At 64.6% G+C, this 24,471-nt stretch carries 25 protein-coding genes; 22 read left to right on the top strand and 3 right to left on the bottom strand.

Annotated features, from left to right (window positions below):
- Positions 1 to 80: 80 nt before the first annotated feature.
- Both TP2_RS00155 and TP2_RS00160 read right to left on the bottom strand, forming a co-directional pair.
- Positions 81 to 1,880, bottom strand: a complete 1,800-nt coding sequence (locus TP2_RS00155; protein WP_240473696.1) for a D-alanyl-D-alanine carboxypeptidase family protein — start codon at positions 1,878 to 1,880, stop codon at positions 81 to 83.
- Positions 1,881 to 2,205: 325 nt separating this feature from the next.
- Positions 2,206 to 2,904, bottom strand: a complete 699-nt coding sequence (locus tag TP2_RS00160; RefSeq protein WP_038072069.1) for an HAD family hydrolase — start codon at positions 2,902 to 2,904, stop codon at positions 2,206 to 2,208.
- A 125-nt stretch (positions 2,905 to 3,029) separates the two neighbouring features.
- On the opposite strand from TP2_RS00160, the gene clpS reads away from it, so the two are divergent.
- The 3 genes from clpS (at position 3,030) to TP2_RS00175 (ending at position 5,344) form a co-directional block, all read left to right on the top strand.
- Positions 3,030 to 3,353 (top strand): ATP-dependent Clp protease adapter ClpS, encoded by a 324-nt coding sequence (clpS, locus tag TP2_RS00165; RefSeq protein ID WP_157617023.1) that lies wholly within the window; start codon positions 3,030 to 3,032, stop codon positions 3,351 to 3,353.
- 73 nt (positions 3,354 to 3,426) lie between these two features.
- Entirely contained in the window at positions 3,427 to 4,494 is a 1,068-nt protein-coding gene (locus tag TP2_RS00170; protein ID WP_084713731.1) for a class I SAM-dependent methyltransferase, read from the top strand.
- 40 nt (positions 4,495 to 4,534) lie between these two features.
- A complete protein-coding gene (locus TP2_RS00175) occupies positions 4,535 to 5,344 on the top strand; it encodes an SDR family NAD(P)-dependent oxidoreductase (RefSeq protein WP_038072071.1) in 810 nt (269 codons plus the stop codon).
- 30 nt (positions 5,345 to 5,374) lie between these two features.
- On the opposite strand, the gene TP2_RS00180 is transcribed toward TP2_RS00175, so the two are convergent.
- Positions 5,375 to 5,782, bottom strand: a complete 408-nt coding sequence (locus TP2_RS00180; RefSeq protein WP_038072073.1) for a hypothetical protein — start codon at positions 5,780 to 5,782, stop codon at positions 5,375 to 5,377.
- A 112-nt stretch (positions 5,783 to 5,894) separates the two neighbouring features.
- Between TP2_RS00180 and hemF the strand changes: the two genes are divergently transcribed.
- The 19 genes from hemF (at position 5,895) to hypC (ending at position 24,466) form a co-directional block, all read left to right on the top strand.
- The gene (hemF, locus tag TP2_RS00185) at positions 5,895 to 6,794 is read left to right on the top strand and encodes an oxygen-dependent coproporphyrinogen oxidase (protein WP_038073172.1); all 900 of its coding nucleotides are present in this window, start codon (positions 5,895 to 5,897) and stop codon (positions 6,792 to 6,794) included.
- Between the two features lie 156 nt (positions 6,795 to 6,950).
- The gene (locus TP2_RS00190; RefSeq protein WP_038073173.1) at positions 6,951 to 8,279 is read left to right on the top strand and encodes a sensor histidine kinase; all 1,329 of its coding nucleotides are present in this window, start codon (positions 6,951 to 6,953) and stop codon (positions 8,277 to 8,279) included.
- Positions 8,276 to 9,274 (top strand): NADH-quinone oxidoreductase subunit B family protein, encoded by a 999-nt coding sequence (locus TP2_RS00195; protein WP_038072077.1) that lies wholly within the window; start codon positions 8,276 to 8,278, stop codon positions 9,272 to 9,274. Before TP2_RS00190 ends, TP2_RS00195 begins: the two co-directional genes overlap by 4 nt.
- Complete coding sequence (locus TP2_RS00200; protein ID WP_038072080.1) at positions 9,271 to 10,698, top strand: nickel-dependent hydrogenase large subunit; 1,428 nt, start codon at positions 9,271 to 9,273, stop codon at positions 10,696 to 10,698. The genes TP2_RS00195 and TP2_RS00200 overlap by 4 nt, the downstream gene beginning before the upstream one ends.
- 168 nt (positions 10,699 to 10,866) lie before the next feature.
- Positions 10,867 to 13,107 carry a carbamoyltransferase HypF gene (hypF, locus tag TP2_RS00205; protein ID WP_038072083.1) on the top strand — a complete coding sequence of 747 codons (2,241 nt, stop codon included), beginning with the start codon at positions 10,867 to 10,869 and terminating at the stop codon, positions 13,105 to 13,107.
- Positions 13,108 to 13,328: 221 nt separating this feature from the next.
- On the top strand, positions 13,329 to 14,405 hold the full coding sequence (locus TP2_RS00210; RefSeq protein WP_084713737.1) for a hydrogenase small subunit: 1,077 nt from the start codon (positions 13,329 to 13,331) through the stop codon (positions 14,403 to 14,405).
- A 3-nt stretch (positions 14,406 to 14,408) separates the two neighbouring features.
- Positions 14,409 to 16,205, top strand: coding sequence for a nickel-dependent hydrogenase large subunit (locus tag TP2_RS00215; protein ID WP_038072086.1), 1,797 nt, complete (start codon positions 14,409 to 14,411; stop codon positions 16,203 to 16,205).
- Between the two features lie 14 nt (positions 16,206 to 16,219).
- Positions 16,220 to 16,405: a hypothetical protein gene (locus tag TP2_RS00220; protein WP_038072089.1), complete on the top strand. Its 186-nt coding sequence runs from the start codon at positions 16,220 to 16,222 to the stop codon at positions 16,403 to 16,405.
- A gap of 4 nt (positions 16,406 to 16,409) precedes the next feature.
- Complete coding sequence (gene cybH / locus TP2_RS00225) at positions 16,410 to 17,186, top strand: Ni/Fe-hydrogenase, b-type cytochrome subunit (RefSeq protein WP_038072092.1); 777 nt, start codon at positions 16,410 to 16,412, stop codon at positions 17,184 to 17,186.
- A 329-nt stretch (positions 17,187 to 17,515) separates the two neighbouring features.
- Positions 17,516 to 18,148: a HyaD/HybD family hydrogenase maturation endopeptidase gene (locus TP2_RS00230; protein WP_038072096.1), complete on the top strand. Its 633-nt coding sequence runs from the start codon at positions 17,516 to 17,518 to the stop codon at positions 18,146 to 18,148.
- Positions 18,148 to 18,468 carry a HypC/HybG/HupF family hydrogenase formation chaperone gene (locus TP2_RS00235; protein WP_038072100.1) on the top strand — a complete coding sequence of 107 codons (321 nt, stop codon included), beginning with the start codon at positions 18,148 to 18,150 and terminating at the stop codon, positions 18,466 to 18,468. Before TP2_RS00230 ends, TP2_RS00235 begins: the two co-directional genes overlap by 1 nt.
- A 10-nt stretch (positions 18,469 to 18,478) precedes the next feature.
- Complete coding sequence (locus tag TP2_RS00240) at positions 18,479 to 18,895, top strand: thioredoxin domain-containing protein (RefSeq protein ID WP_051692073.1); 417 nt, start codon at positions 18,479 to 18,481, stop codon at positions 18,893 to 18,895.
- Positions 18,896 to 18,899: 4 nt separating this feature from the next.
- Positions 18,900 to 19,730 (top strand): hydrogenase expression/formation protein, encoded by an 831-nt coding sequence (locus tag TP2_RS00245; RefSeq protein WP_038072103.1) that lies wholly within the window; start codon positions 18,900 to 18,902, stop codon positions 19,728 to 19,730.
- Entirely contained in the window at positions 19,727 to 20,560 is an 834-nt protein-coding gene (locus TP2_RS00250) for a [NiFe]-hydrogenase assembly chaperone HybE (protein WP_038072105.1), read from the top strand. Before TP2_RS00245 ends, TP2_RS00250 begins: the two co-directional genes overlap by 4 nt.
- Positions 20,557 to 21,441, top strand: a complete 885-nt coding sequence (locus TP2_RS00255; protein ID WP_038072108.1) for a hypothetical protein — start codon at positions 20,557 to 20,559, stop codon at positions 21,439 to 21,441. The genes TP2_RS00250 and TP2_RS00255 overlap by 4 nt, the downstream gene beginning before the upstream one ends.
- The gene (gene hypA / locus TP2_RS00260) at positions 21,434 to 21,775 is read left to right on the top strand and encodes a hydrogenase maturation nickel metallochaperone HypA (RefSeq protein ID WP_038072111.1); all 342 of its coding nucleotides are present in this window, start codon (positions 21,434 to 21,436) and stop codon (positions 21,773 to 21,775) included. Before TP2_RS00255 ends, hypA begins: the two co-directional genes overlap by 8 nt.
- Positions 21,775 to 22,704: a hydrogenase nickel incorporation protein HypB gene (hypB, locus tag TP2_RS00265; RefSeq protein WP_084713740.1), complete on the top strand. Its 930-nt coding sequence runs from the start codon at positions 21,775 to 21,777 to the stop codon at positions 22,702 to 22,704. The genes hypA and hypB overlap by 1 nt, the downstream gene beginning before the upstream one ends.
- The gene (locus TP2_RS00270) at positions 22,701 to 24,176 is read left to right on the top strand and encodes a sigma-54-dependent transcriptional regulator (RefSeq protein ID WP_051692074.1); all 1,476 of its coding nucleotides are present in this window, start codon (positions 22,701 to 22,703) and stop codon (positions 24,174 to 24,176) included. The genes hypB and TP2_RS00270 overlap by 4 nt, the downstream gene beginning before the upstream one ends.
- The gene (gene hypC, locus TP2_RS00275) at positions 24,176 to 24,466 is read left to right on the top strand and encodes a HypC/HybG/HupF family hydrogenase formation chaperone (protein WP_038072114.1); all 291 of its coding nucleotides are present in this window, start codon (positions 24,176 to 24,178) and stop codon (positions 24,464 to 24,466) included. The genes TP2_RS00270 and hypC overlap by 1 nt, the downstream gene beginning before the upstream one ends.
- Positions 24,467 to 24,471 lie beyond the last annotated feature (5 nt).

The raw sequence follows: 24,471 nt of genomic DNA on the forward strand, positions 1-24,471 counted from the left end.
GCCGATACCGGAAAAGAGAAAAGCCGCGCTCTGCGAAGCGCGGCTTTCTCTGATCTGGCCCCAACCGGAGGAAGAGGGTTTCAGGGGCCGATCACCTTGCAATCCATAGCACGAGCCTGGAGGCGCGCACAGGCCAGAGAGGCCATGTCTTCGGTCATGCCGACGAAATTCGCCTCATAGCCGGTCTTGCGTTGCGCGACCTTGCGCAGCGCTTCGCCCAGCGTATCCGATTCCATCAGCGCCGTCGTCAACATGTGACGTTCGGCGGCGAAACGGGAGCCAAATTGACCGAGGCTGACGCCCCAGTTGCGCCCGCCCGAGCTGGAGACGCGCGCCACGATGCGCGGTTTCGCCTGCGGCGTGGGGGCGGGCGGGGTGAGAGCTGCGAGGATCATCGTCGAGGGGCGCGCTTCGGGCGCCTCGGCCATTGCCATGGTCTCGGGCTGCGGCTCGGTCGACTGGAGGAAGCTCGGGGTCGGCGGCACGGCATCGCCTTCGGCCAGACTTTCGTCGCCCACGTCGAGCGCGCGCGCCTGTGCCAGCTCTTGCGTTTCGGGCTGGGGCTCGGTGCTCTGGATGAATTTCGGTCCGCTCGGCGCATCTGCCTGCGGCTCATAGGACGCAAGCTGGATATCGCTGGGCTCGATCGAAGTGTCGGCCTCGGCCACCTCGGTGCGCGCGGCGGCGTCGCTGGCTTGCGCCTGTGCAAGCGGGGTGGCCTTGGTGACGGCGGCGGGCAGCGATTGCGTGGCCGCAGCCATCATGACCGGGCGCGGCGCGGGCATCGGGCGCGGGCTGGCGGTGATATCGGCGCCGATCCCGACCGTGCCTGCTTCGGCCACGACGATATCTTCCGCGTCCGGCGCGTCGGTGACCGTGTCGGTCTCAAGCGTCGCGACCTGGGTCTCAGCCGCGGGTGCATCACTTTCCTCGGCCACATCCTCGGGAACATCCGTCGACGTGTCATCGACCTGATCGGCCTGCACGGCTTCGGCGAGTGCCAGGGCGATCGCATCGCTGTCGGCTTTCGGCGGTGCGGGGCGGGCATCGGGGCGCGGGCTCGCTTTGGGCGCAAGCGGTTTGGCGCTGGCCAGCAGCATCGGCTGATCGCCACCCTGCGGGCCGATATAGCGCGGCGGTGTCGGGCGCAGCGTCGGCGCTTTCGAGGGCGCACGCTTGAAGCCGAGATCCAGCAGGTCCGCCATTTTGGCATTCCGCTGCGCGGTCGAGGTGCCGCCGAAGACGGTGGCGATGATGCGTTCGTTGCCGCGCTTGGCCGAAGCGGTGAGGTTGAAGCCCGAAGCCGAGGTGTAGCCCGTCTTGATCCCGTCCGCGCCCTGATAGGCATTCAGGAAGCGGCGGTTCGTCGAATAGACCGTGGCGATCTTCGCGTCGGCCGAGCGGCGCGAGAAGATGTTGTAATATTGAGGGAAATCGAAGAACAGGTGACGCCCGAGGATCGTCATGTCATGGGCCGAAGAGAGATGCCCCTTGCGGGTCAGGCCGTTGGCATTGACGAAATGGGTGTGGGTCATGCCGAGCTGCCGGGCGGTGCGGTTCATGCGCTCGGCGAAGCCTTCTTCCGAGCCGCCGATGAAATCCCCAAGCGCCGCGGCGGCGTCGTTGGCCGATTTGATCGCGGCGGCGCGGATCAGGTAGCGCACCGCGATCTTCTGCCCCGGACGCAGCCCAAGCCGCGAAGGCGGCTGCGAGGCGGCATGCTTGGTGACGGTGACCATCTCGTCGAGGCTGATCTCGCCATGCTCGATAGCCTGGAAGGTGATGTAGAGCGTCATCATCTTCGTCAGCGAGGCAGGGTGCAGCGGGGTGTCGGCATTCTTGGAATAGAGCACCTCACCGGTGCGCATATCCATCACCATCGCCGCATAGGGCGCGGCCAGCGCCGCAAGCGGAGCAAAGATTGCAAGAAGAAATACGAATAGCCCTGAACGGACCCAGCGCGCCAGCGTGGTCACGGCTCTCACCTTTTTACTGCCTCTCTCGCCCCTTGTCTTCGTGCCGCATCGTTGACGGCGTTCGGAGCTTGTTAAAACCAGCGTAACACGAGGTCCGCGAGCTGAAAACCATCTATTTTCAAGCGGTTTCAGTGCGACATTCATGCAATACCGCAAGATGTGGTGGGATGACCCGCGGGCACCCCTCTATGGGTTGATCGCGCCTCCGTGAGGAGCCGAAATGTCGCGCTCAGCTCTCGATCCGCTCGATCAGTGCCGGAAGGCCGCTGAGGTCGGGCAGTTCGGCGAAGCGCGGATGTGTCAGCGGGGCTTCGGCATGCTCGAGCGCCCAGGTCAGCTCATGGGGAACGTGCACGCCCCAGCCACCGGCTTCGATCATCGGGATCACGTCGGATTTCAAAGAGTTACCTGCCATGAGGCCGCGCTCGGCACCCTCGCCATGGCGCGCGAACACCTCGGCATAGATGGCCGGTTTCTTGTCCGAGACGATCTCGACCGCATCGAACAGATCGCCCAGCCCCGATTGCGCCAGCTTGCGCTCCTGGTCGATCAGATCGCCCTTGGTCACGAGCATGATCCGGTAGCGATCCGACAGGCTCTCGATCACCGGACGCACATCCGGCAAGAGCTCGATCGGATGGGAGAGCATCTCGCGCCCCGCCGCGAGGATCTCGGCCAGAACCGACGCCGGCACGCGCCCCTCGCTCACCTCGATCGCGGTCTCGATCATCGACAGGGTAAAGCCCTTCACCCCGAAACCGTAATGGGCGATGTTGCGCTTCTCCGCCTCGATCAGCCGCTCGCCCAGATGATCGGCACCCGCGTGATCGGCCATCAGCTCGGCGAAGCGCGCCTGCGTGAGCTGGAAGAAACGCTCGTTGTGCCAGAGCGTGTCATCCGCATCGAACCCGATTACCGTGAGCCGCATCGCTTCGCCTTTCGCCACTCTCAAGCCCCAAAGGCTTTTCATATGTCACGAAGCGCCTATATTCCGCCAGAGCCCCTCAACGATTCCTGATTGCCGGAGTGCCCGTGATCGAGCCGCTTCACATGATGTCCGACGACAACAAGGACGATAGCGAAGACGAAACCGGTGTCGCGACCAAGACCCGGCCGAAGACGCAGCGCCCGCCTATGTACAAGGTGATGCTGCTCAACGACGATTACACGCCGATGGAATTCGTCGTGCATATCCTCGAGCGCTTCTTCGGCCTCAACCACGCGCAGGCGTTCGAAATCATGCTGACCGTCCACAAGAAGGGGCTCGCCGTCGTCGGCGTGTTCTCCTTCGAGGTTGCCGAGACTAAGGTCGCGCAAGTCATGGATTTCGCCCGCCGTCACCAGCACCCGCTGCAATGCACGATGGAGAAAGACTGACGTTCCGCGCTTTCTTGCAGAATCTGCGCTGCCCGCCTATCTGGCGGGCTTGTTTCTTTCCGGAGGTCCGCCGATGAGCCATCCCCGCCTGACGCTCGCGCTCGAAATGCCCGGCTCGCTGCCGGAGGCGGGCGACATCGCGCTGTTCGCGCCTTCGGGCACGCTCGATCTGGGTGGGCTGCCGCTGGAGCGGCTCGTTGCGGTCCAGCGCGAAAAGCCCGATTACGATGCGCTGGCCGCGCGCGGGGTTCGGGTGAGCGTTGCACCCGAAGGCAGCTACGCCGCCGCGATCGTCTTCGCGCCGCGCGCCAAGGCCGAGGCCAAGGCGCTTCTGGCCGAGGCCGCCGCGCGTGTCACCGATGGCGGTCCGGTCTTCGTCGACGGGGTGAAGACCGAGGGGATCGACTCGCTGATCAAGGAATTGCGCGGGCGGGTGGATCTTTCCGCCCCGATCGCCAAGGCGCATGGCAAGATCGCATGGTTCGCCGCCGATCCCGCGCCGCTGGCTGACTGGGCCGCGACGGACATTCATCCGGCAGAAGGGTTCGTGACCCGGCCGGGCGTGTTTTCCGCCGATGCGGTGGATGAGGGATCGGCGCTGCTGGCCGAGTGCCTGCCCGAGACTTTGCCCGCGCGGGTGGCCGATCTTGGCGCTGGCTGGGGCTGGCTTTCGGCGCAGATCCTTGCGCGCAAGGGTGTCGAGCAACTTGATCTCGTGGAATCAGATGCGGTGGCGCTCGATTGCGCCAAGCGCAACATTTCCGATCCGCGCGCGCAGTTCCTCTGGGCCGACGCGACCCGCCACATGCCGGAAGAGCGCTACAATGCCGTGGTAATGAACCCGCCTTTCCATGGCGCCGCGCGCGGCGCGGAGCCTTCGCTCGGGCTGGCTTTCATTCATGCCGCGCAGCGGATGCTCTCGCTTTCGGGCACGCTGTGGATGGTTGCGAACCGCCATCTTCCTTATGCCGATGCGCTCGCCGATGCGTTTCAGGAGGTTGAAGAGATCACTCCGCCTTCTGGAACCTCGACCCGGTTTCGCATCATCCGTGCGGCCAAGCCGCTTTCCGCAAAACAGGTGGCGAGCAAACGCGCCACAGCCGCGCCCAAACGCAGCCTCGCCCCTCGCAAGCGGCGCTGAGCTCGCCTAACCTGCGCCAAACCACTCAGGGAGACCTCTGATGTCCCTTTCCATTTCCGGCAAGACTGCCATCGTTACGGGTGCTGCCCACGGTATCGGCCTTGCTATCGCGCGCCATTTCATCGATCGCGGCGCGCAGGTGATGTTTGCCGATATCGACGAAGAGAAACTGCTCGCCGAGCTGGGCGACGAGGCGAAATCCGAAGGGCCCGCACGATATTTCTCGGGAGATCTGTGCGAGAAGCTGACGGTGAAGAACCTGCTCTCGGCCACGGTGGACGCGTTCGACCGGATCGACATTCTCGTGAATTGCGCGCGCACCTTTGCGCCTTGCGATCCGCTGGAACCCTCGACCGAAGTGCTCGATGCGATGCTCGCCCAGAACATGAAATCGGCCCTGCGCGTTTCGCAGCTGACCGCGAAGCGGATGATCAAGCAGGCCGAGGATGAAGGCCGAACCGAGGGCGAGATCGGCACGATCATCAATGTCTCGACGCTCGCCTCTGCGCGTACCCAGCCCGAGCTGATGGCCTATTCTATCGCCTGCGCGGCACAGGATCAGGCGATCCGCTCGCTCGCAGTCGCCCTCGCGCCCCACCGCATCCGGGTGAACGGGGTGAGTTTTGCCTCGGTGATGAGCCGCTCCTTGCAGGATGCGCTGAAGGAAAACGACGACTGGCGCGAAGCGATTTGCGAAGGCACGCCTCTGGGCCGCATCGCGCCACCCTCGGAACTGGCCGAGACGGTGCAATATCTGGCCTCCTCGGGCGCGAGCTTCGTGACCGGTCAGATCATCAATGTCGATGGCGGGCGCGGGCTGCTGGACCGGGTGCAGGTCCCGGCATTCTGAGGACTTCGTTTCCGGGCTCTGTCGGGCGCCTTACTTCACCTCTTCAGGATAGGCCGCCTTGCAGGCTGCAATCTGAGCTTCGGCCGCGCGGCTCAGCTCGGCCTGCCGCTTGAGCAGGTTTTCCAGCTTGCGCTTCTCCACCACCGGGTCGATCGGAACGGGACGCCTCCGCGTCACCGTGTAATCCTCCAGACACATGCGCGGCCGCTTGATCACCTTGTCGCCCTTGGTGATCGTGTCATAGCCGCAGACTTCCCAGCGGCTCGTTTCGGTCTCGTATTCCTGCCAGGCATAGCCGCGCGCAAGATTGCCGCGCACTTCCGCGACCAGCTCGGTCACCCGGCGCAATTCAGCGGTTGATTGTCGGATGCAGCGCTCCTGCGGGGTACCGCAGGCGGTCAGGAGGACAAGAGGAAACAGCAACAGGGCAGCGCGCATGGGGCATCTCCTTTTGATCAGCCTACGCCCGCGCGCCGATGCGATCAATCGTGCCCTTTCCGCACGCGCAGTGGCCTGCTAAGGATTTCGCCGAATGTACGAGGAGGCCCCCATGACAGACACGGTTGAGGATTTTGATGCCCGCAAGGCCCAGGCGAGCCAATGGTTCTCGGACCTGCGCGACCGGATCGTGGCCGCCTTCGAGGGGTTGGAAGACAGCCACGCGCAAGGCCCGCTTTCCGATCAGGCGCCGGGCCGGTTCGAGGTCACGCCGACAGAACGCAAGGGCCCGAATGGCGAAGACCATGGCGGCGGCAAGATGAGCGTGATGCGTGGCGGACGGGTCTTCGAGAAGGTCGGCGTCAACATCTCGACCGTCTGGGGTGAACTGGCTCCGCGCGCGCAAAAGGCGATGGCGGCGCGCGGCGTTCCGGGAATGGAGGAAGATCCGCGCTTCTGGGCGAGCGGAATTTCCCTCGTTGCGCATATGCAGAACCCGCATTGCCCGGCTGTGCACATGAACACGCGGATGTTCTGGACGCCCGGTGCGTGGTGGTTTGGCGGCGGCGCGGATCTCAACCCCTGCATCGAATATGAAGAGGACACGGAGCATTTCCACGCCGAAATGCAGCGTGCCTGCGATACCCATGACAAGAGCTACTACGACCACTTCAAGGCCTGGGCGGACGAGTATTTCTTCGTGCCCCATCGTGGCCGTGCGCGCGGTGTCGGCGGTATCTTCTACGATGATCTGAACACCGATGAGTGGGACGAGGATTTCGCGTTCACGCAATCGGTCGGCGCGGCCTTCCTGCCCGCTTTCCAGCCGCTGATCGAGAAGCGCCGCGTGCAGGACTGGTCCGAGGAAGATCGCGAAACGCAGCTGCGTCATCGCGGCCTCTATGCCGAATACAATCTCGTCTATGACCGGGGTACGAAATTCGGTCTGGAAACCGGGCATAACGCGGATGCGGTTCTGATGAGCCTGCCGCCTGTCGCGAAGTGGTATTGATCGGCTGGGCCCGGTTGCGGCATGCTCCGCATCCGGGCGCGCCAATCGAACCTTGCGTGGGCTCGGGAAGGGAATATGCTCGACCCGAGGAGCGCAATGTCGAAAACCCCGCAAAAACTGGACCCTGAGACCTTCGATCCGGCCCGGCTGGCCGGGTTGGTCCGGCCCGATGCGGCGCCGGCAGAGGGCGGGGATGATGTCTGGTTCGAGGTGCTCTCGGCGGTCGACCGCACTTGTGCCGATCTCGTCGATTATCAGGAACGGCTTGAGCGGCAGAATCACGAGCTCGAAGATCTTCGGTCTTTCCTCGCGTCGATCCTGTTCAGCGTTTCCGATGCGCTGATCGTGATCTCACGTTCTGGCGAAGTGCTCGAAACCTCCGCCTCCGTGGCCACGCTGACGGGTCAGCCACGCGGCACGTGGCACGGAAAGGCGCTGGCTGGGATGTTCGAGTCCGGCAGCATCGAGGCGATTGACCGCGCGTTGGGCGAGGCTGCCAATTCGCGCAGCCCGGTGACGCTCGAGGTCGCCCTCAAAGGCCCGGTCGGTCCCGCGCCGCTCGAGTTGTCGATCAGTCCGCGGCTCGATGATCGCAAGCGCGTCGTGGGTTACGTGCTGACGGGCCGACCCTTGGGTGAGCTGCGTCAGGCCTATTCCGCACTGGCTGCGAGCCACGAGGCGTTGAAATCCACGCAAGCCCAGCTCGTACGGAACGAGAAGCTCGCCTCGCTGGGTCGTCTTCTCGCAGGCGTGGCGCATGAGCTGAACAACCCGATTTCTTTCGTCTATGCCAATGCGCATGCGCTCGAACGCTATGCGGGGAAATTCGAGGCCTATTTCGAGAAACTTCAGGCGGGAGCGGATCGTGACGAGCTGATCGCGCTGCGCGAGGCGCTGAAGCTCGACCGCGAGATCCGCAACCTGCGCACCGCGATCGAGGGTGCGCGCGACGGGGCCGAACGGGTGCGCGATATCGTCGAGGACCTGCGTCGGCTCAGCGCCGAAGGCTCGGGCGAGATGGTCGAGTTCGATCTTGTAGATGTCGCGCGGATCGCGGCCCATTGGGTGCAGCGCGGTTCCAAGGCCGGGGCGGAGGTCATGTTCACCGGGCTGCCCTCGCTCGCGGTGCGCGGGCGGCAGGGCCATATCCAGCAGGTCGTGATGAACCTCGTGCAGAACGCCATCGATGCGGTCAGCGAACAGGGAGAGGCGGGCCGGATCGAGATCACCGCCGATACCGAAGATGGCCGCGCCTGTCTGGCGGTGAGCGACAACGGGCCCGGCATTTCCGAGGAGGTCGCGCAGGCCGTATTCGACCCATTTTTCACCACCAAGGCGGTAGGATCAGGCACCGGACTCGGTCTCGCGATCAGCAACAAGATTGTCGAGGAGCACGGTGGACGGCTTCGTCTCTGCCCGCGTGGCGGCGCTCTGGGAGGGGCCTGTTTCTCCTTCGATCTCGAACTGGTCGAGGGGGCGGAATGAAGGTTCTCTGGCTTCAGGCGGCAGGCTGCGGCGGCTGCACGATGTCGCTGCTTTGCGCGGAATCGCCCAATGTCTTTGATACTCTGGGCGGCGCGGGGATCGAGTTTCTCTGGCATCCGACGATCAGTCTCGAGACCGGGGCGGAGGTGCGAGCGATCTTCGAGGCGGTCGAGGCCGGTGAGATCGAACTGGATGTGCTGGCGGTCGAGGGCTCGATCGCGCGCGGCCCGCGTGGGACGGGCAAGTTCCAGATGGTTTCGGGCACCGGGCGCTCGATGCTCGACTGGGTGGTGAGCCTCGCACCGAAAGCGCGCCATGTCGTGGCCGTGGGCACCTGCGCGACCTATGGCGGCGTGACCTCTACGGGTGGCAATCCCTCCGACGCAGTGGGCGTGCAATATGACGGGGCGCATCGTGGTGGCGCGCTTGCGGCCGAGTTCCGTTCGGGCTCGGGCCTGCCGGTGATAAACGTGGCGGGCTGCCCGACCCATCCCGGCTGGGTGACCGAGACGCTGCTTTTGCTCAATGAAGGTGCGCTGAGCGCAGAAGATCTCGACGAGTTCGGCCGGCCACTGTTTTACGCGCAGCACCTTGTCCATCACGGCTGTTCGAAAAACGAGTTCTACGAATACAAGGCCTCGGCCGTGGAGCTGTCCGATATCGGTTGCATGATGGAGAATCTCGGCTGCATCGGCACGCAGGCGGTGGGCGATTGCAATATCCGGCCGTGGAACGGGGAGGGCTCGTGCACCTCGGGGGGCTATCCCTGCATCAACTGCACCGCGCCCGAGTTCGAGGAGCCGCGCCACGCCTTCACCGAGACGCCCAAGATCGCAGGCATCCCCGTGGGCCTGCCGACCGATATGCCGAAAGCTTGGTTCATGGCGCTCGCGTCACTGTCGAAGGCCGCCACGCCCGAACGGATCGCGAAGAACGCGGTCGCCGACCGGGTCGAAGTGACGCCGACGATCCGCAAGCCGAAAGGACGCAGATGAGTGATCAGCCGCGCCTTGTCGTCGGTCCGTTCAACCGGGTCGAGGGAGATCTCGAAGTGCATCTCGATCTCGCCGATGGGGCGGTGGCCGAGGCGCGCGTGAATTCGCCGCTCTATCGCGGGTTCGAGCGGATGCTGGAAGGCAAGGATCCGCGCGATGCGCTGACGATCACGCCGCGGATCTGCGGGATCTGCTCGATCAGTCAGTCGGCGGCGGCGGCGCGGGCGCTGGGGGCTGCGATGGGGTTGGAGCCCACGCCGCAAGGCGCGGGCGTGGCGGCGCTGATCCACGCGATCGAGAACGTCTCGGATCATCTCTTTCATTTCAACCTGTTCTTCATGCCCGATTTCATCCGCCCCGTTTACGCGGACAAGCCGTGGTTCGACCGGGCCGTCGCGCGCTTCACCCCCGCCGAGGGTGGCGCGCAGCGGGCCGCGGTCGCGGCGCGCGCCGAGCTGATGCATATCCTCGGGCTGATGGCGGGCAAATGGCCCCATACGCTCGCGATCCAGCCCGGCGGCGTGACCCGCGCGCCGGGGCCCCGCGACAAGGTGCGGATCGAGACGACCCTGCGCGCTTTCCGCCGCTATCTCGAGGAGGTGGTTTTCGGCGGGTCGCTCGAAGCCTTCTGCGCGATCGAAACCGTCGATCAGCTGATGGCATGGGAGACGGGCGATGCGGGCCTGTTCCTGCGCATCGCCGCCGATCTCGATCTGGACCGGCTGGGCCGAGGCTCGGGACGGTATATGAGCTTTGGCGCCTATCCGCTTGCCGAGGGTTTCGGTTTCGCGCGCGGGCTATGGGATGGCGGCCTGGGCGCGGTGGATTTCGGCGCGATCACGGAAGATCTCAGCCATGCCTGGATGCTCGGCGCACAGGCGCATCCCTGGCAGGGCGAGACGCGGCCCGACGAGGCGATGCGCGAGGCGGCCTATAGCTGGTGCAAGGCGCCGCGGCTGGCGGGCCAGACGGTGGAGACCGGCGCGCTCGCGCGGCAGGTGGTCGATGGTCATCCGCTGGCGCGTGCGCTTGCGGGGGGCGGTGTGCTGGCGCGGGTCGCGGGGCGCCTGTTGGAACTGGCGCGGACGCAGAGCTTCATGGAAGGGCTCGCGAAAGGGATCGATCCGGGGGCTGCATTCATGGTGCAGGGTGAGCTGCCCGAGGCGGGGCAGGGCGCGGGACTCGTGGAGGCCGCGCGAGGCGCGCTGGGGCATTGGCTGCGCATCGAGGGCGGCAAGATCGCCTCTTACCAGATCATCGCGCCGACCACTTGGAATTTCAGCCCGCGCGATGCCGACGGTACCCCCGGGCCGCTCGAGGCAGCCCTGGTCGGTGCCCCGGTCGGCGCAGGAGAGACCACGCCGGTTTCCGTGCAGCATATCGTGCGCAGTTTCGATCCCTGCATGGTCTGCACAGTGCATTGAGCGCAGCAGGGGGTACTGCCCCTTCCATTGCCGGAGGGCGACAAACTGAAAGCGAAAAGGGGGCGCTGCCCCGCCCGTCGCCGGAGGGCGATAAACTGAAAGCGAAAAGGGGGCCCTGCCCCCTCGGCCTGACGGCCTCACCCCCGAGATATTTGGATCAAGAAGAAGATGCAGGGTTACGAGATCAGGGTTCGCGGGCAGGTACAGGGGGTGGGGTTCCGCCCCTTCATCTGGCGGCTGGCGCGCGAGCGCGGGCTTGCGGGGCATGTGCTCAACGATCCCGAGGGCGTGTTGATCCGCGTGGCGGGGGCGTTGGGCGGGTTCGCGGAGGCGATTGCGGCAGAAGCGCCGCCTCTGGCGCGGGTCGATGCGGTGGAAGTGTCGGAGTTCGAATTTGAGCGCGTCCCGGAAGAATTCGAGATCGTGGCCTCGCAGGGGGCGGGGGCCGAGACGCGGGTGACCCCGGATGCAGCGACCTGCCCGGACTGTCTGGCGGAGATCCGGGGTGAGGGGCGCAGGTGGCATTACGCCTTCACCAATTGCACCCATTGCGGGCCGCGTTTCACGATCCTCAAGGCGCTGCCCTATGACCGGTCGAAGACGACGATGGCGCCCTTCGAGATGTGCGCGGCCTGTCGTGCGGAATACGAGGACCCTGCGGATCGTCGGTTTCATGCGCAGCCCATCGCCTGTCCCGATTGCGGGCCGCGGGTCTGGCTGGAAGTGGCTGGCGAAGAGCGGCCTGCCGAAGAGGTCGGCGCCGTTTTGCGCGCAGGCGGGATCGTCGCGGTGAAGGGTCTGGGCGGGTTTCATCTGGCCTGCGATGCGACGAACCCTGAGGCCGTTGCGCTGTTGCGGGCGCGCAAGCATCGGCCTGCGAAGCCTTTCGCGCTGATGGGAGAGATCGAGGCCATCCGGCGGTACGCCGAGGTCTCGGAGGCGGAAGAAGAACTGTTGCGCGATCCTTCGGCCCCGATCGTTTTGCTTGGCAAATCGGGAGAGGCGCTGCCGGATACGGTCGCGCCGGGGCAGCAGACCCTCGGCTGGATGCTGCCCTACACGCCGCTCCATCACCTGTTGCTGCGCGAATGGGGGGCGGATGGGAGTGGGGCGCCGTTGGTGATGACCTCGGGCAATCTCTCGGGCGAGCCGCAGGTGATCGGCAATGAGGAGGCGCGCGCGAAGCTGGCAGGCTTCGCCGATGCCTTTCTCATGCATGACCGGGAGATCGCGCGGCGGCTGGATGACTCGGTCGTACGGGCCGATCCGCCAATGGTGCTGCGTCGCGCGCGGGGGCAGGTGCCCGGCACCTTGCCGTTGCCAGAGGGGTTCGATGAGGCACCGCAGGTCGTGGCCTATGGCGGGCAGATGAAATCCGCGATCTGCCTGATCAAGAACGGGCAGGCGCTGCTGGGCCATCATCTGGGAGAGCTCGACGAAGCGCTGACATGGGAGGCGTTCCAGCAGGCCGATGCGGATTATGCCGCGCTTTTCGATCATCGCCCCGAACGGGTTGCGGTCGATCTGCATCCGGATTTCCGCGCCTCGCGCCATGGGGTGGAGCGGGCTGCGCGTGAGAGCCTACGGTTGATAGAGGTGCAGCATCACCACGCCCATCTCGCGGGCTGCATGGTGGAGAATGACTGGCCGCGAGAGGGCGGCAAGGTGGCGGGGATCGTGCTGGACGGGCTTGGGCTCGGGCCTGACGGCACGGTCTGGGGCGGCGAGCTGCTGCTCGGCGATTATCGTGGGGTCGAGCGGCGAAGCTGGCTGAAGCCTGTGCCTTTGATCGGCGGCGATCGCGCGCAGATGGAGCCGTGGCGCAATGCGCTGGTGCGGCTGGATGCGGCGGGGCTTTCGGATTGGGCGGATGCGCTTTTCCCCGATGCGCCGCGCGATCTGGCGCGGCAGGCGGCGGCGAAGGGGATCAACGCTCCGCTGTCCTCCAGCGCGGGTCGACTTTTCGATGCGGTGGCGGCCTGTCTGGGGATCTGTCCGATGCGGCAGAGTTTCGAGGGCGAGGCGGCGATGCGTCTGGAGGCGCTGGCGGGCGAGGCGACGCAAGAGGCGCTGGCTTTCGAAGCAAGGAACGGGATGCTCGATCCGGCGCCGCTCTTTCATGCGCTGCAGGACCTCGTAAAGGCCGACCGGCAGGCGCAGGCGGCGGCGCTGTTCCATGTCAGCCTTGCGGAGGCCTTCGCCGCGCAGGCCGTGGCGCTGGTCGCATCGGGAGAGGCGCAGGCGGTGGCCTTGTCGGGCGGAGTTTATCAGAATGCGCGGCTTCTGCGCGAGACACTGCGCGCGCTTGGCGATGTTCCGGTGCTGCTTCACCGGAGGACGCCGGCCAACGATGGCGGACTCGCGCTGGGACAGGCGATCATTGCTGCGGCGCAGTCGGAAAGAGACTGACCGGAAAGCTGACAAGCTGGTTACCGCCTAGCCAGTGAGGGGTGTAGAAAACGCCTCGAAAATTCGCGCAATTTATTGAATCATTTGAAAAATTATCGACTGCGACATTCTGTCATTTTTCTTTCGAAACCGGCGCTGCGCCCTGCCATTTCTGGTCTCACACGCGGTTCTTCCCCGGGAGGGGGACGGCTCCGCATCCGGGATCTTAAGGGAGGGACACTTTGCCTGCGATCGAAACCTTTTACGATGTGATGCGGCGGCAGGGGATCACCCGCCGCAGCTTCATGAAATACTGTTCGCTGACGGCTGCGGCGCTGGGGCTTGGCCCCGCATATGTGCCCAAGATCGCCGAGGCGATGGAAACCAAGCCGCGCACCCCGGTGATCTGGGTGCACGGGCTCGAGTGCACCTGTTGCTCTGAAAGCTTCATCCGGTCGGCGCATCCGCTGGCCAAGGATGTGGTGCTCTCGATGATCTCGCTTGATTACGATGACACCCTGATGGCAGCGGCAGGGGAGGCCGCGGAAGCAGCCCTTCAGGACACCATCGACAAGTATAAAGGCAATTACATCCTGGCCGTCGAGGGCAATCCGCCGCTCAACGAAGACGGGATGTTCTGCATCGTGGGCGGCAAGCCATTTGTCGAGCAACTCCGCCATGCTGCCGAGCACGCAAAAGCCATCATCTCCTGGGGCGCTTGCGCTTCCTATGGCTGCGTGCAGGCTGCCGCCCCGAACCCGACCCGCGCGACGCCCGTGCACAAGGTCATCACCGACAAGCCGATCATCAAGGTGCCGGGCTGCCCGCCCATCGCCGAGGTGATGACGGGGGTGATCACCTACATGCTCACCTTCGACCGGATGCCCGAGCTCGACCGTCAGGGGCGCCCGGCGATGTTCTATTCGCAGCGCATTCACGACAAGTGCTACCGCCGTCCGCATTTCGACGCGGGTCAGTTCGTCGAACATTGGGACGACGAGAACGCGCGCAAGGGCTATTGCCTCTACAAGATGGGCTGCAAGGGGCCGACGACCTACAACGCCTGTTCGACCGTGCGTTGGAATGATGGCGTCTCCTTCCCGATTCAGTCGGGTCACGGCTGCATCGGCTGTTCGGAGGACGGGTTCTGGGACCAGGGCTCCTTCTACGACCGGCTCACCAATATCAAGCAATTCGGGATCGAGGCGAATGCCGACGTGATCGGTGGCACCACGGCGGCTGTCGTGGGGGCCGGCGTGGCCGCCCATGCCGCGATCTCGGCGCTCAAACGCGCCCAGAAGAAGAACGAGGAGGCGTAATCCATGTCGGTTCTCAACACGCCGAACGGCTACACCATGGACAATTCGGGCAAGCGGGTCGTCGTCGACCCGGTGACCCGGATCGAAGGCCACATGCGCTGCGAAGTGAACGTGGACGAAAACAACATGATCACCAACGCGGTCTCGACCGGCACGATGTGGCGCGGGCTGGAGGTGATCCTCAAGGGCCGTGACCCGCGGGACGCCTGGGCCTTCACCGAGCGGATCTGCGGCGTGTGCACCGGCACCCATGCGCTGACCTCGGTGCGCGCGGTGGAAGACGCGCTCGGGATCCAGATCCCGGACAATGCGAACTCGATCCGCAACATGATGCAGCTCGCGTTGCAGATCCATGACCATGTCGTGCATTTCTACCACCTGCACGCGCTCGATTGGGTCAATCCGGTCAACGCCCTGCGCGCGGACCCGAAGGCAACTTCGGAGCTGCAGCAAGCGGTCAGCCCGAGCCACCCGTTGTCCTCCCCTGGATACTTCCGGGACGTCCAAAACCGTCTCAAGAAGTTCGTCGAAAGCGGGCAGCTCGGGCTGTTCAAGAACGGCTATTGGGACAATCCGGCCTATCTGTTGCCGCCCGAAGCGGACCTGATGGCGACGACGCACTACCTCGAAGCGCTCGATCTCCAAAAGGAGATCGTCAAGGTCCACACCATCTTCGGCGGCAAGAACCCGCATCCGAACTGGCTGGTGGGGGGCGTGCCGTGCCCGATCAATATCGACGGCGTAGGCTCGGTCGGCGCGATCAACATGGAGCGCCTGAACCTGGTGTCCTCGATCATCGACAAGTGCCAGGAGTTCAACGAGAACGTCTACATCCCGGACGTGATCGCGATCGGCGGCTTCTACAAGAACTGGCTCTATGGCGGCGGTCTGTCGTCGCAGGCCTGCCTTGCCTATGGCGATATCCCCGAGAACCCGAACGACTTCTCGCCCGAGCAGCTTCACCTGCCGCGCGGCGCGATCATCAACGGCAATCTCAACGAGGTGCATGACGTCGACCCGCGCGATCCCGAGCAGGTTCAGGAATTCGTCGACCACTCCTGGTATACCTATGGCGAGCCGGGCAAGGGCCTGCATCCCTGGGACGGCGTGACCGAGCCGCTCTACGAGCTCGGCCCCAATGCCAAGGGCACCAAGACCAATATCATCGAGCTCGACGAGGCTGCCAAATACAGCTGGATCAAGGCGCCCCGCTGGAAGGGGCACGCGATGGAGGTCGGTCCGCTGGCGCGCTACGTCGTGGGCTATGCCAAGGGCCACGAGGACATCAAGAACCAGGTCGACGGCCTGCTTCGCAAGATGGACCTGCCGCTCAACGCGATCTTCTCGACGCTGGGCCGCACCGCGGCGCGGGCGCTGGAATCCGAGTATTGCTCGCGTCTCCAGCGGCACTTCTTCGACAAGATGATGACCAACATCAAGAACGGCGATGAAAGTACCGCCAATGTCGAGAAGTGGGACCCGTCGACCTGGCCGAAGGAAGCCAAGGGCGTCGGCATGACCGAGGCGCCGCGCGGTGCTCTGGGGCACTGGGTGAAGATCAAGGATGGCCGCATCGAGAACTACCAATGCGTCGTGCCGACCACCTGGAACGGGTCGCCCCGTGACACCAAGGGCAATATCGGCGCCTTCGAGGCCTCGCTGATGAACACCAAGATGGAGCGTCCGGAGGAACCGGTCGAGATTCTGCGCACCTTGCACAGCTTCGATCCGTGCCTGGCCTGTTCGACCCATGTCATGTCGCCCGATGGCGACGAGCTCACCACCGTCAAGGTGCGCTGATAGAGGAGGAAACCATGAAGAAACTCGCAGTTGCTTTCAGCGTGATCGCAGCGCCGGCGTTGGCCCATCCGGGCCACGCCGTGGCGCCGGGGCCCGAAGGCCATGCCATCGCCCATGTCGCGATGGCTGCCATCGCCATCGCCGCGGTCTATGTCGCACTCGAACTCGGTCGGACGCTCAAGCGGATCCGCAAAGGGTGAGCGCATGGACAAACATATCCATGTTCCCAACCCCGCCGCCCCGGAGCCTTTCGAGGCGTCCCGGCTGACCGGCGATGCGACCGCGGAGGATCTTGATTCCATCCGCCGCCGCACCTCCGTCTATGTCTACGAGGCGCCCGTGCGCGTCTGGCACTGGCTCAATGCCGCGATGATCACGATCCTGATCGTCACCGGCTATTTCATCGGCAGCCCGCTGCCCTCGATGCAGATCGACGAAGCCTATAACCAGTTCGTCATGGGCTATATCCGCTTCGGCCATTTCGCGGCCGCGCAGGTGCTCACGGTGATCTTCTTCGGGCGCATCTACTGGGCCTTCGTGGGCAATCACCACGCCCGCCAGCGCTTCTACGTGCCTGTCTGGCGTGCGCGCTGGTGGCGGGAGCTGTTCCACGAACTGAAGTGGTACTCCTTTCTGGAGAGCACGCCGAAGAAATACGTGGGCCACAACCCGCTCGCACAGCTTGCCATGTTCTTCTTCATGACGATCGGCCTGACTTTCATGCTGATCACGGGCTGGGCGCTCTATGCCGAGGGTGCGGGTCAGGGCAGCCTGCCCGATACGGCGATGGGCTGGGTGCTCGGGCTGGTGCAAAACTCCCAGCGTCTGCATACGCTGCACCATCTCGGGATGTGGGCGATCATCATCTTCATGATCATCCATATCTATGCCGCGATCCGCGAGGACATCATGAGCCGTCAATCGATGGTCTCGACCATGATCTCGGGGCACCGGACCTTCAAGGATGATCGTGTCGAGTAAACGGTAACCTGTTCGGTCTCCCTGCAAACGGGCGCGGCTCCCTCCGCGCCCGTTTCGCATTTTGAGCACAGATGTGGATTCGCGTTTCGCATCGATTTGCAAGCACGGTGGAAAGAGATCTTCCGCAATCTGCGTATAAGTGGTAACTTTGTCTCCATTGCGCAGATGGAAATAGCACGACGAATTGGCAGAAAAGGTCGCAAAAACAATAAGAAGACAGATTGTCGCAGCCTCCTGCGGTTTTTATGAATTTGGACCCGCTGCAAAGCCTACTGTCGCTTTCATGCGGTGCTGGCAACTCGCTTGCCGCCCGCCTGAGGAGGGACAGGATGACGGATTTCAAACCTGCGCGGGTGCTCGTGCTGGGAATTGGCAATGTGCTCTGGGCCGACGAAGGGTTCGGGGTGCGCTGCGTGGAGGTGATGGCCGAGACGCGCGCGGTGCCGGGCAATGTGAAGCTGCTCGATGGCGGCACGCAGGGGCTCTACCTGCTGCCGTTTCTCGAAGAGGCCGAAGCGCTGATCGTGTTCGACGCGATCGATTTCGGGCTGGAGCCGGGGGAGATGCGGGTGCTGCGCGACGCGGACGTGCCCGCCTTCATGGGCGCCAAGAAGATGAGCCTGCACCAGACCGGCTTTCAGGACGTGATCGCGACCGCGCAGCTTCTCAACCGTTGCCCCGGAAAGCTGACGCTGATCGGCTGCCAGCCGGTCGAGCTGGAGGATTACGGCGGAGGCTTGCGCCCTGCCGTCGCCGCCCAGATTGAACCGGCGATCACCGAATGCGTGGCCGAACTCGCCCGCTGGGGCATCGAGGTCGGTGAAGGCCGGACACAGGCCCATGATCTCGCCGATGTCTCGATCCGTCGAGGCGCCTATGAAGAGGGTCGTCCCTCGGAAGACGAGGCCTGCCGGATGGGCGATCATCGCTTCTTCCCCGGCGCCGAGAAGGTGCGCGCCTGATGTGTGTCGGCGTGCCCGTTCAACTGATCGCGGTCGATGGTATCCGCGGCGAGGTGCTCGAGGAGGGCCAGCGCGGTGTCGTCGATCTCTCGCTCACCCCCGATGCCAAGCCCGGTGACTGGCTTCTGGCCTTCCTGGGGGCCGCACGCGAGGTGATTTCCGAGGACGAAGCGCAGAAGATCGCCGCCGCACTCGCGGGTCTGCGCGCGCTGATGCAGGGCGGTGATCTGGGCGATGCCTTCGCCGATCTCGAAGCCCGCGCCCCGCAACTTCCGCCCCATCTGCAAGCCGCGCTCGATGCCGGCGAAACTTCTGCCTGAGGAGACAGACATGCACGATTTCGTCATGCCAGACAGCACCGCCCCCTCGGGCGAGATGCACCCGCTCGTGACCCGCCTGATCGAGGAGCTGGGCTATCCGCTTCTGTCGAACATGTCCGACGTGGCCGAGTTCACCGCGCGCGAAGGGGCGCATTGCCTGTTCATTCCGGGCGATGCGAAGCGCAATCTCGAAACCCCCGACGCCGCCGTCGTGCTGCCCGAGATCCGCATGACCTTCCAGCACGCCTTCGATTGCGCGGTGGTCGGCAACGAGATCGAGGCCGAGCTGCGCCAGCAGACCCGTGCGCTCAAGACGCCCGGTTTCCTGTTCTATCGCGAGAGCGCGTATCTCGGCGCGATCGAGAAGATCCGCGACTGGGATGATTACATCGCCCGCACCACCCACATCCTGACTGCGAAAGGCTGACGACATGGTTTCCAATTTCCACATGCCGCCCGTGGGTTTCGGTCCCGGTTCCCAGCCCGAGGATGAGGACAAGCAGCTCGAATATATGCAGCTGCCCTCGGGGATGCGGACCTATTCCGCCCATATGCCCGATATCGACGATCCCTCTGCGGTGACCCCGGCGCTCAAGACCCTTGCCGATATCGCCTCGGCCAGCGAGGCCGCCGCGCTCGGTGGCATGGCGAGTTTCGATCTGAGCCATCTCGACAAAGCCAACCGCGCGCTCATCGCTGAAACGATGGGGCAGGGCGAGGTCTCGGTGAAGATCCGGGGCATCCCCGCGCTTTCCGTGCAGGAGTCGGTTTTCGCGGGGGTGTGGATGATCGCGGGCGTCGGCATCGACAAGATCGAGGTCGGCCCGGTGCCGTCCGCCGCGCTGAGCCGCGCCTTCGAGCCCTTTCGCCATGGGCAGGGCAAGGCCCATCCGCGCGGCGGCGATGTCGTCAATGCGCCCGCGCTGATGGCCGAGCTTGAAGACAAGTCGGCCGCTTTCATGGGCGGTGAGCCGCATGTGATCAATCTTACGCTTCTGCCTCATACCGAGGGCGATCTGCTTTGGCTCGATGCGGTGCTGGGCGAGGGCGCGGTCACGATCCTGTCGCGCGGCTACGGCAATTGCCGCATCACGGCGACGGCGCTGCCCCATGTCTGGCGCGTGCAATTTTTCAACTCGATGGACACGCTGATCCTCGACACGTTCGAAGTGACTACGATGCCCGAAGTCGCCATCGCGGCGTCCGAGGATCTTGCTGACTCGGCCGAGCGCATCCGCGAAGTGCTGGAGGCGATCCGATGAGTTTTGCTGGGTTTGAGGGCAGCTATCTGGGGGCCAATGATCGGATCTCCGATCAGGCGATCATGGAATGCAAGATCTGCTGGACGCCTTACGATCCGGCCGAGGGCGATGATTTCCGCCAGGTTCTGCCGGGCACGCCTTTCACGGCGCTGCCCGAGGACTGGCATTGCCCCAATTGCGATGCGCCGAAAGAGCAGTTCATGGTGCAGACCGATCCCGGTGCGCCCGCGATGCTGGAAGCGCGCCGCATCGAGGAGCAGGTGACGAAACTCACGGCTGATTTCCGCGAGGTCTGGCATTCGAAGATGCGCGACGTGCCGCTGGTCAACAAGGCGCTGTCTGTCGAGGCGGTGGGCTTTGTCAGCCACGAGGGGCGCGGGCTTGGCGTGCTGGTCAGCCCGTGGTTCATGAACCTGATCCTGCTGCCCCGCGAGGGCGAAGACTGGTCGGCGCTGGTGCCGGGTGCGAAGGAGAATATCGTTTTTCCGTCGGGGACTTACGAGTTCATCCACAATGTCCGTGAGCTGGGCGGCGGCTACAAGGCCTGTTCGCTTTTCTCGCCGATGGGCGATTTCCAGACGCAAGCTCAGGCGACCGATGTCGCCCGTGCGATCATGGTCGAGCTGTTCAAGGACGAGAACCGCGCCGAAACCGACCGCAAGTCGGAAATTCGTGCCAGCCGCGAGGCCGAGATTGCGGCGGTCGAAGAGGCCGAAGCCGCTCAGGCGGCCGAGGATGCGCGCGTCGAGGAGATGGCCCAGCCGACGCGGCGCAAGTTGATTTCGGCCGGTTTGGCCGAGGACAAGGACAGCGCGGAGGATGAGGCGTGAATGGAGCGCTCGGCATAACCATTGCGCGCGACGGAGACGCGTTGCGGGTGGCGATCGCGCCGCCCGTGCCGAGCCCCGTCGAGGCGATGATGCTGGGCAAATCCCCTCAGGAAGTGGCCTCGCTGATGCCGCGTTTGTTCAATCTCTGCGGCGTCGCGCAGGGGCTGGCAGCGCGGCTCGCGCTGGGGCTCGATGCCGGGGGCAGCGATCCAAGGCGCGAGATCCTGCGCGATCATCTTGCGAAATTCTGCCTGCGTTGGCCGCAATTGCTCGGGCTTTCGCCGCAGGCATTGCCGGCCAATTGGTCGCAAGGTGGCGAGACGCTGCGGCTTTGGCTGTGGGGCGGAGAGCCGCCAGAGGATATCTGGCGCTGGCTTGCCTCTGGCGAGGGCGTGAGCGGGGTTCTTCAGGTCATTGCCGACCGTTTCGCGCCGGGCGAAGCAGTGGCAGAGTTGCCGCCCCTGACCAATCCGATCTCCCTGATCGCACAGGAGAACTCTCCGGCGGGCCGGGTCTCGAACGATCCGCGGATGCGTATGATCGAGGACCGTTACGGCCGTGGGCCGCTCTGGCGCGCGCTGGGGCGCGCTATTGATCTCGACCGGCTGTGCCAGGACGCTCCGATCTCCAAGCTCTATTCGAAAGGGCTCGCGGTGGTTGCGGCCGCGCGCGGCAGCTATGCGCTTCAGGCGCAGGCGAGCGACGGGCGTGTGACGATGCTCAGCCGCGTCACCCCGACCGATCATCTCCTTGCGGCGGGCGGTGTGCTCGAGCGCAGCTTCGCGACGCTCCCCGCATGCAAGGCCGATCTGGCGCCATTGCTGGTGGACATACTCGATCCCTGCGTGCCAGTCCTGATGAAGGAGGCCGCCAATGCATGAGATGTCGATCGCAGAAGGGATTCGGGGCGTGATCGAAGATTCGGCACGCGCCAACAGCTTCGACCGCGTCACCCGCGTGCGGCTCGAGATCGGACGCTTTGCCGGCGTCGAGACCGATGCCCTCGAATTCGCCTTCGACGTGGTGATGCGCGGCTCGGTCGCGGAAGGTGCGGAATTGCAGATTATCGACCTTCCCGGCAAGGCGCTTTGTTACGACTGCGCTGAAATTGTGGAAATCGAACATCGGCTTGATCCTTGCCCGAAATGCGGCGGGGGCAAGCTGCTCGCCCAGGGCGGCGAGGAAATGCGGATCAAGGATATGGAGGTGCTCTGATGTGCACGGTTTGCGGTTGCGGAGGACATAGCGTGGAAGATCAATTCCGCGCGCATCTCGAGAAGACCGGGAAAGCGCCGGGCAACGGGTCGGGCGCACCTTTCGCGGTGCTCGCGCAGGCAGGCGGGGGCGGCGCCCATGCGCATTCCCACGATCACGCGCATAATCATGCACACGACCACGGGCATGCCCATCATCACCATCACGATCACGGTGATTTCCATCTTGGCCAAGGCCCCGCAGGTACCGAGGTGCCCGGGATGAGCCAGGAGCGGCTGATCGAGATCGAGACGGATATCTTGTCTAAAAACAACAATTTCGCCGGCCGAAACCGCGCGGAACTAGCCCAAAAGAGCATTTTTGCAACCAACCTCGTGTCCTCCCCCGGCTCGGGAAAGACCACGCTTTTGTGCCGCACGATCGAGATGCTCGGCGATGTGCCGCTCGCGGTGATCGAGGGTGACCAGCAGACCACCAATGATGCCGACCGCATTCGCGCCACCGGGGCGCAGGCGATCCAGGTCAATACCGGCAAGGGCTGCCATCTCGACGGGCGCATGGTCGAGACCGCGCTCGAGCGGCTCAAGATGCCCGAAGGCGCGCTTCTTTTCATCGAGAATGTCGGCAATCTCGTCTGCCCGGCGGCCTTCGATCTGGGCGAAGATGCCAAGGTCGCGATCCTCTCGGTCACGGAGGGCGAGGACAAGCCGCTGAAATACCCCGATATGTTCGCCGCCGCCGGGCTTGCGATCCTCAACAAGGTCGATCTCGCGCCCCATTGCGATGTCGATCTCGATCTTTACGAGGCCAACATCAAGCGCGTGAACCCCGCGATCGAGGTCCTGCGCGTCTCGGCGCGCACGGGCGAAGGTATGCAGGCCTGGCTCGACTGGCTGCGCGCGGGGCTTGCCCGCAAAGGTGCGAAATGACCAGCTCGACCCCCGCCATCCTCCTCGTCGATGACGAACCCCATTCGCTCCAGTCGATGCGCATGGCGCTCGAGGACGAATTCGAGATCCTCACCGCCTCGGGCGCGGAAGAGGCGATGGGTGTCCTTGAGGAGGAATGGGTTCAGGTCATCTTCTGCGATCAGCGGATGCCCGGACGCTCGGGGGTCGAGTTCCTGACCGAGGTGCGCGAGCGCTGGCCCGAGACGGTGCGCATCGTGATCACCGGCTATACGGACAGCGCCTCGATGGTGGCCGCGATCAACGAGGCGGGCATACATCAGTTCATCGCCAAACCCTGGCATCCCGAGCAGCTTCTCGCGGCGGCGCGGCAGGCGGCGAAGATGTTCCAGCTTGCGCGCGAGAATGAGCGGCTGACGCTGGAGATGCGCTTTCTGAACTCGACCACCGAGACGCGGGTCGAGAAGCGGCGTCGGGCGTTGCGTGACGGGATGGGCTTCGAGACGATCCTGCGTGCGCCCAATTCTTCGATGAACGCGGCGGTGGCACTGGCGCGGCAATTCGCGAGCTTCGATGTGCCGGTGCTGATGACGGGCGAGCCGGGAACCGGAAAGGCGCAGATGGCGCGTGCGATGCATTACGGCTCGCTGCGCTCCGAGAAACCTTTCTACGAGGTCAATATCTCGGGGATGCCCGAGGATCTCGCGATGGTCGAGCTGTTCGGGGCCAAGCGCGGTGTGTTGCCGGGCGGGGTGGCCCGGATCGGGCTGGCGCAGAAGGCTGATCGCGGCACGCTCTATCTGGCGGGCATCGAGAAGGCGAGTCCGGCGCTGCAACTCGCGCTGCATCGGATGCTGCGCGAGGGCACGATCAGCCCGATGGGCGGGCAGGAAACCGTCGCGACCAGCCTGCGCCTGATCGCGGGGGCTTCAGTGGATCTGCGCCCGCTTGTGGCCGATGGCAGCTTTCGCGCCGATCTCTATTACGCGCTCTCGCTGGGCGAGATCGCGGTGCCGCCGCTCCGGGCGCGGCGTGGCGACGTGGCGCTGCTCGCGCAGTCGATCCTGTCGGAGATGTCGAGCGCGCATGGCAAACCGGTGATGGGCTTCGATGCGGCGGCACTGGACTTTCTCGAGAATTACGACTGGCCGGGCAATCTGCGAGAGCTGACCAACGAGGTCACGCGCATGTTGATCTTCGCGCAGGAAAGCTCGCTGGGCGCCGAGTTGATCTCGCGCCATATCCTGCAAGCGGCTCCGTCTGAGGAAGGCGCTGACCGCGCCGCCGAGGACGTGATGACCGCGGAAGGGACGCTCAAGGACCGCATCGAGCTGATCGAGATGCGCATCCTGCGCGAGACGCTCACCCGTAACCGCTGGAACAAAAGCCGTGCGGCCGCCGAGCTGGGACTTTCCCGCGTTGGGCTGCGTGCGAAACTGGAACGCTATGGCATTGCCGACCCGTCGGCCGCCACCGAAGAGGAGGATAGCTGATGTGTCTGGGAATTCCGGGGCAGATCGTCGCGATCACCGATGAGAGCCGCCAGATGGCGATGGCCGAGGTTTCGGGCGTGCGCCGCGAGGTCAGTGTCGCCTGTGTCGCCGACGAAGGCCCGCTCTCGGGCCTGATCGGGCAATGGGCACTGATCCATGTGGGCTTCGCGATGAGCCTGATCGACGAGGATGAGGCTGCCAAGACACTGGAAGCCTTGCACGATCTTGGCGAGGCGCAGGAAGCGCTTGAACAGATGGCGGCAGGTGACGCCGCGCTGGCAGGGGAGTGAGAGAG

It is taken from the genome of Thioclava pacifica DSM 10166 (genome assembly GCF_000714535.1).
GTDB lineage: Bacteria > Pseudomonadota > Alphaproteobacteria > Rhodobacterales > Rhodobacteraceae > Thioclava > Thioclava pacifica.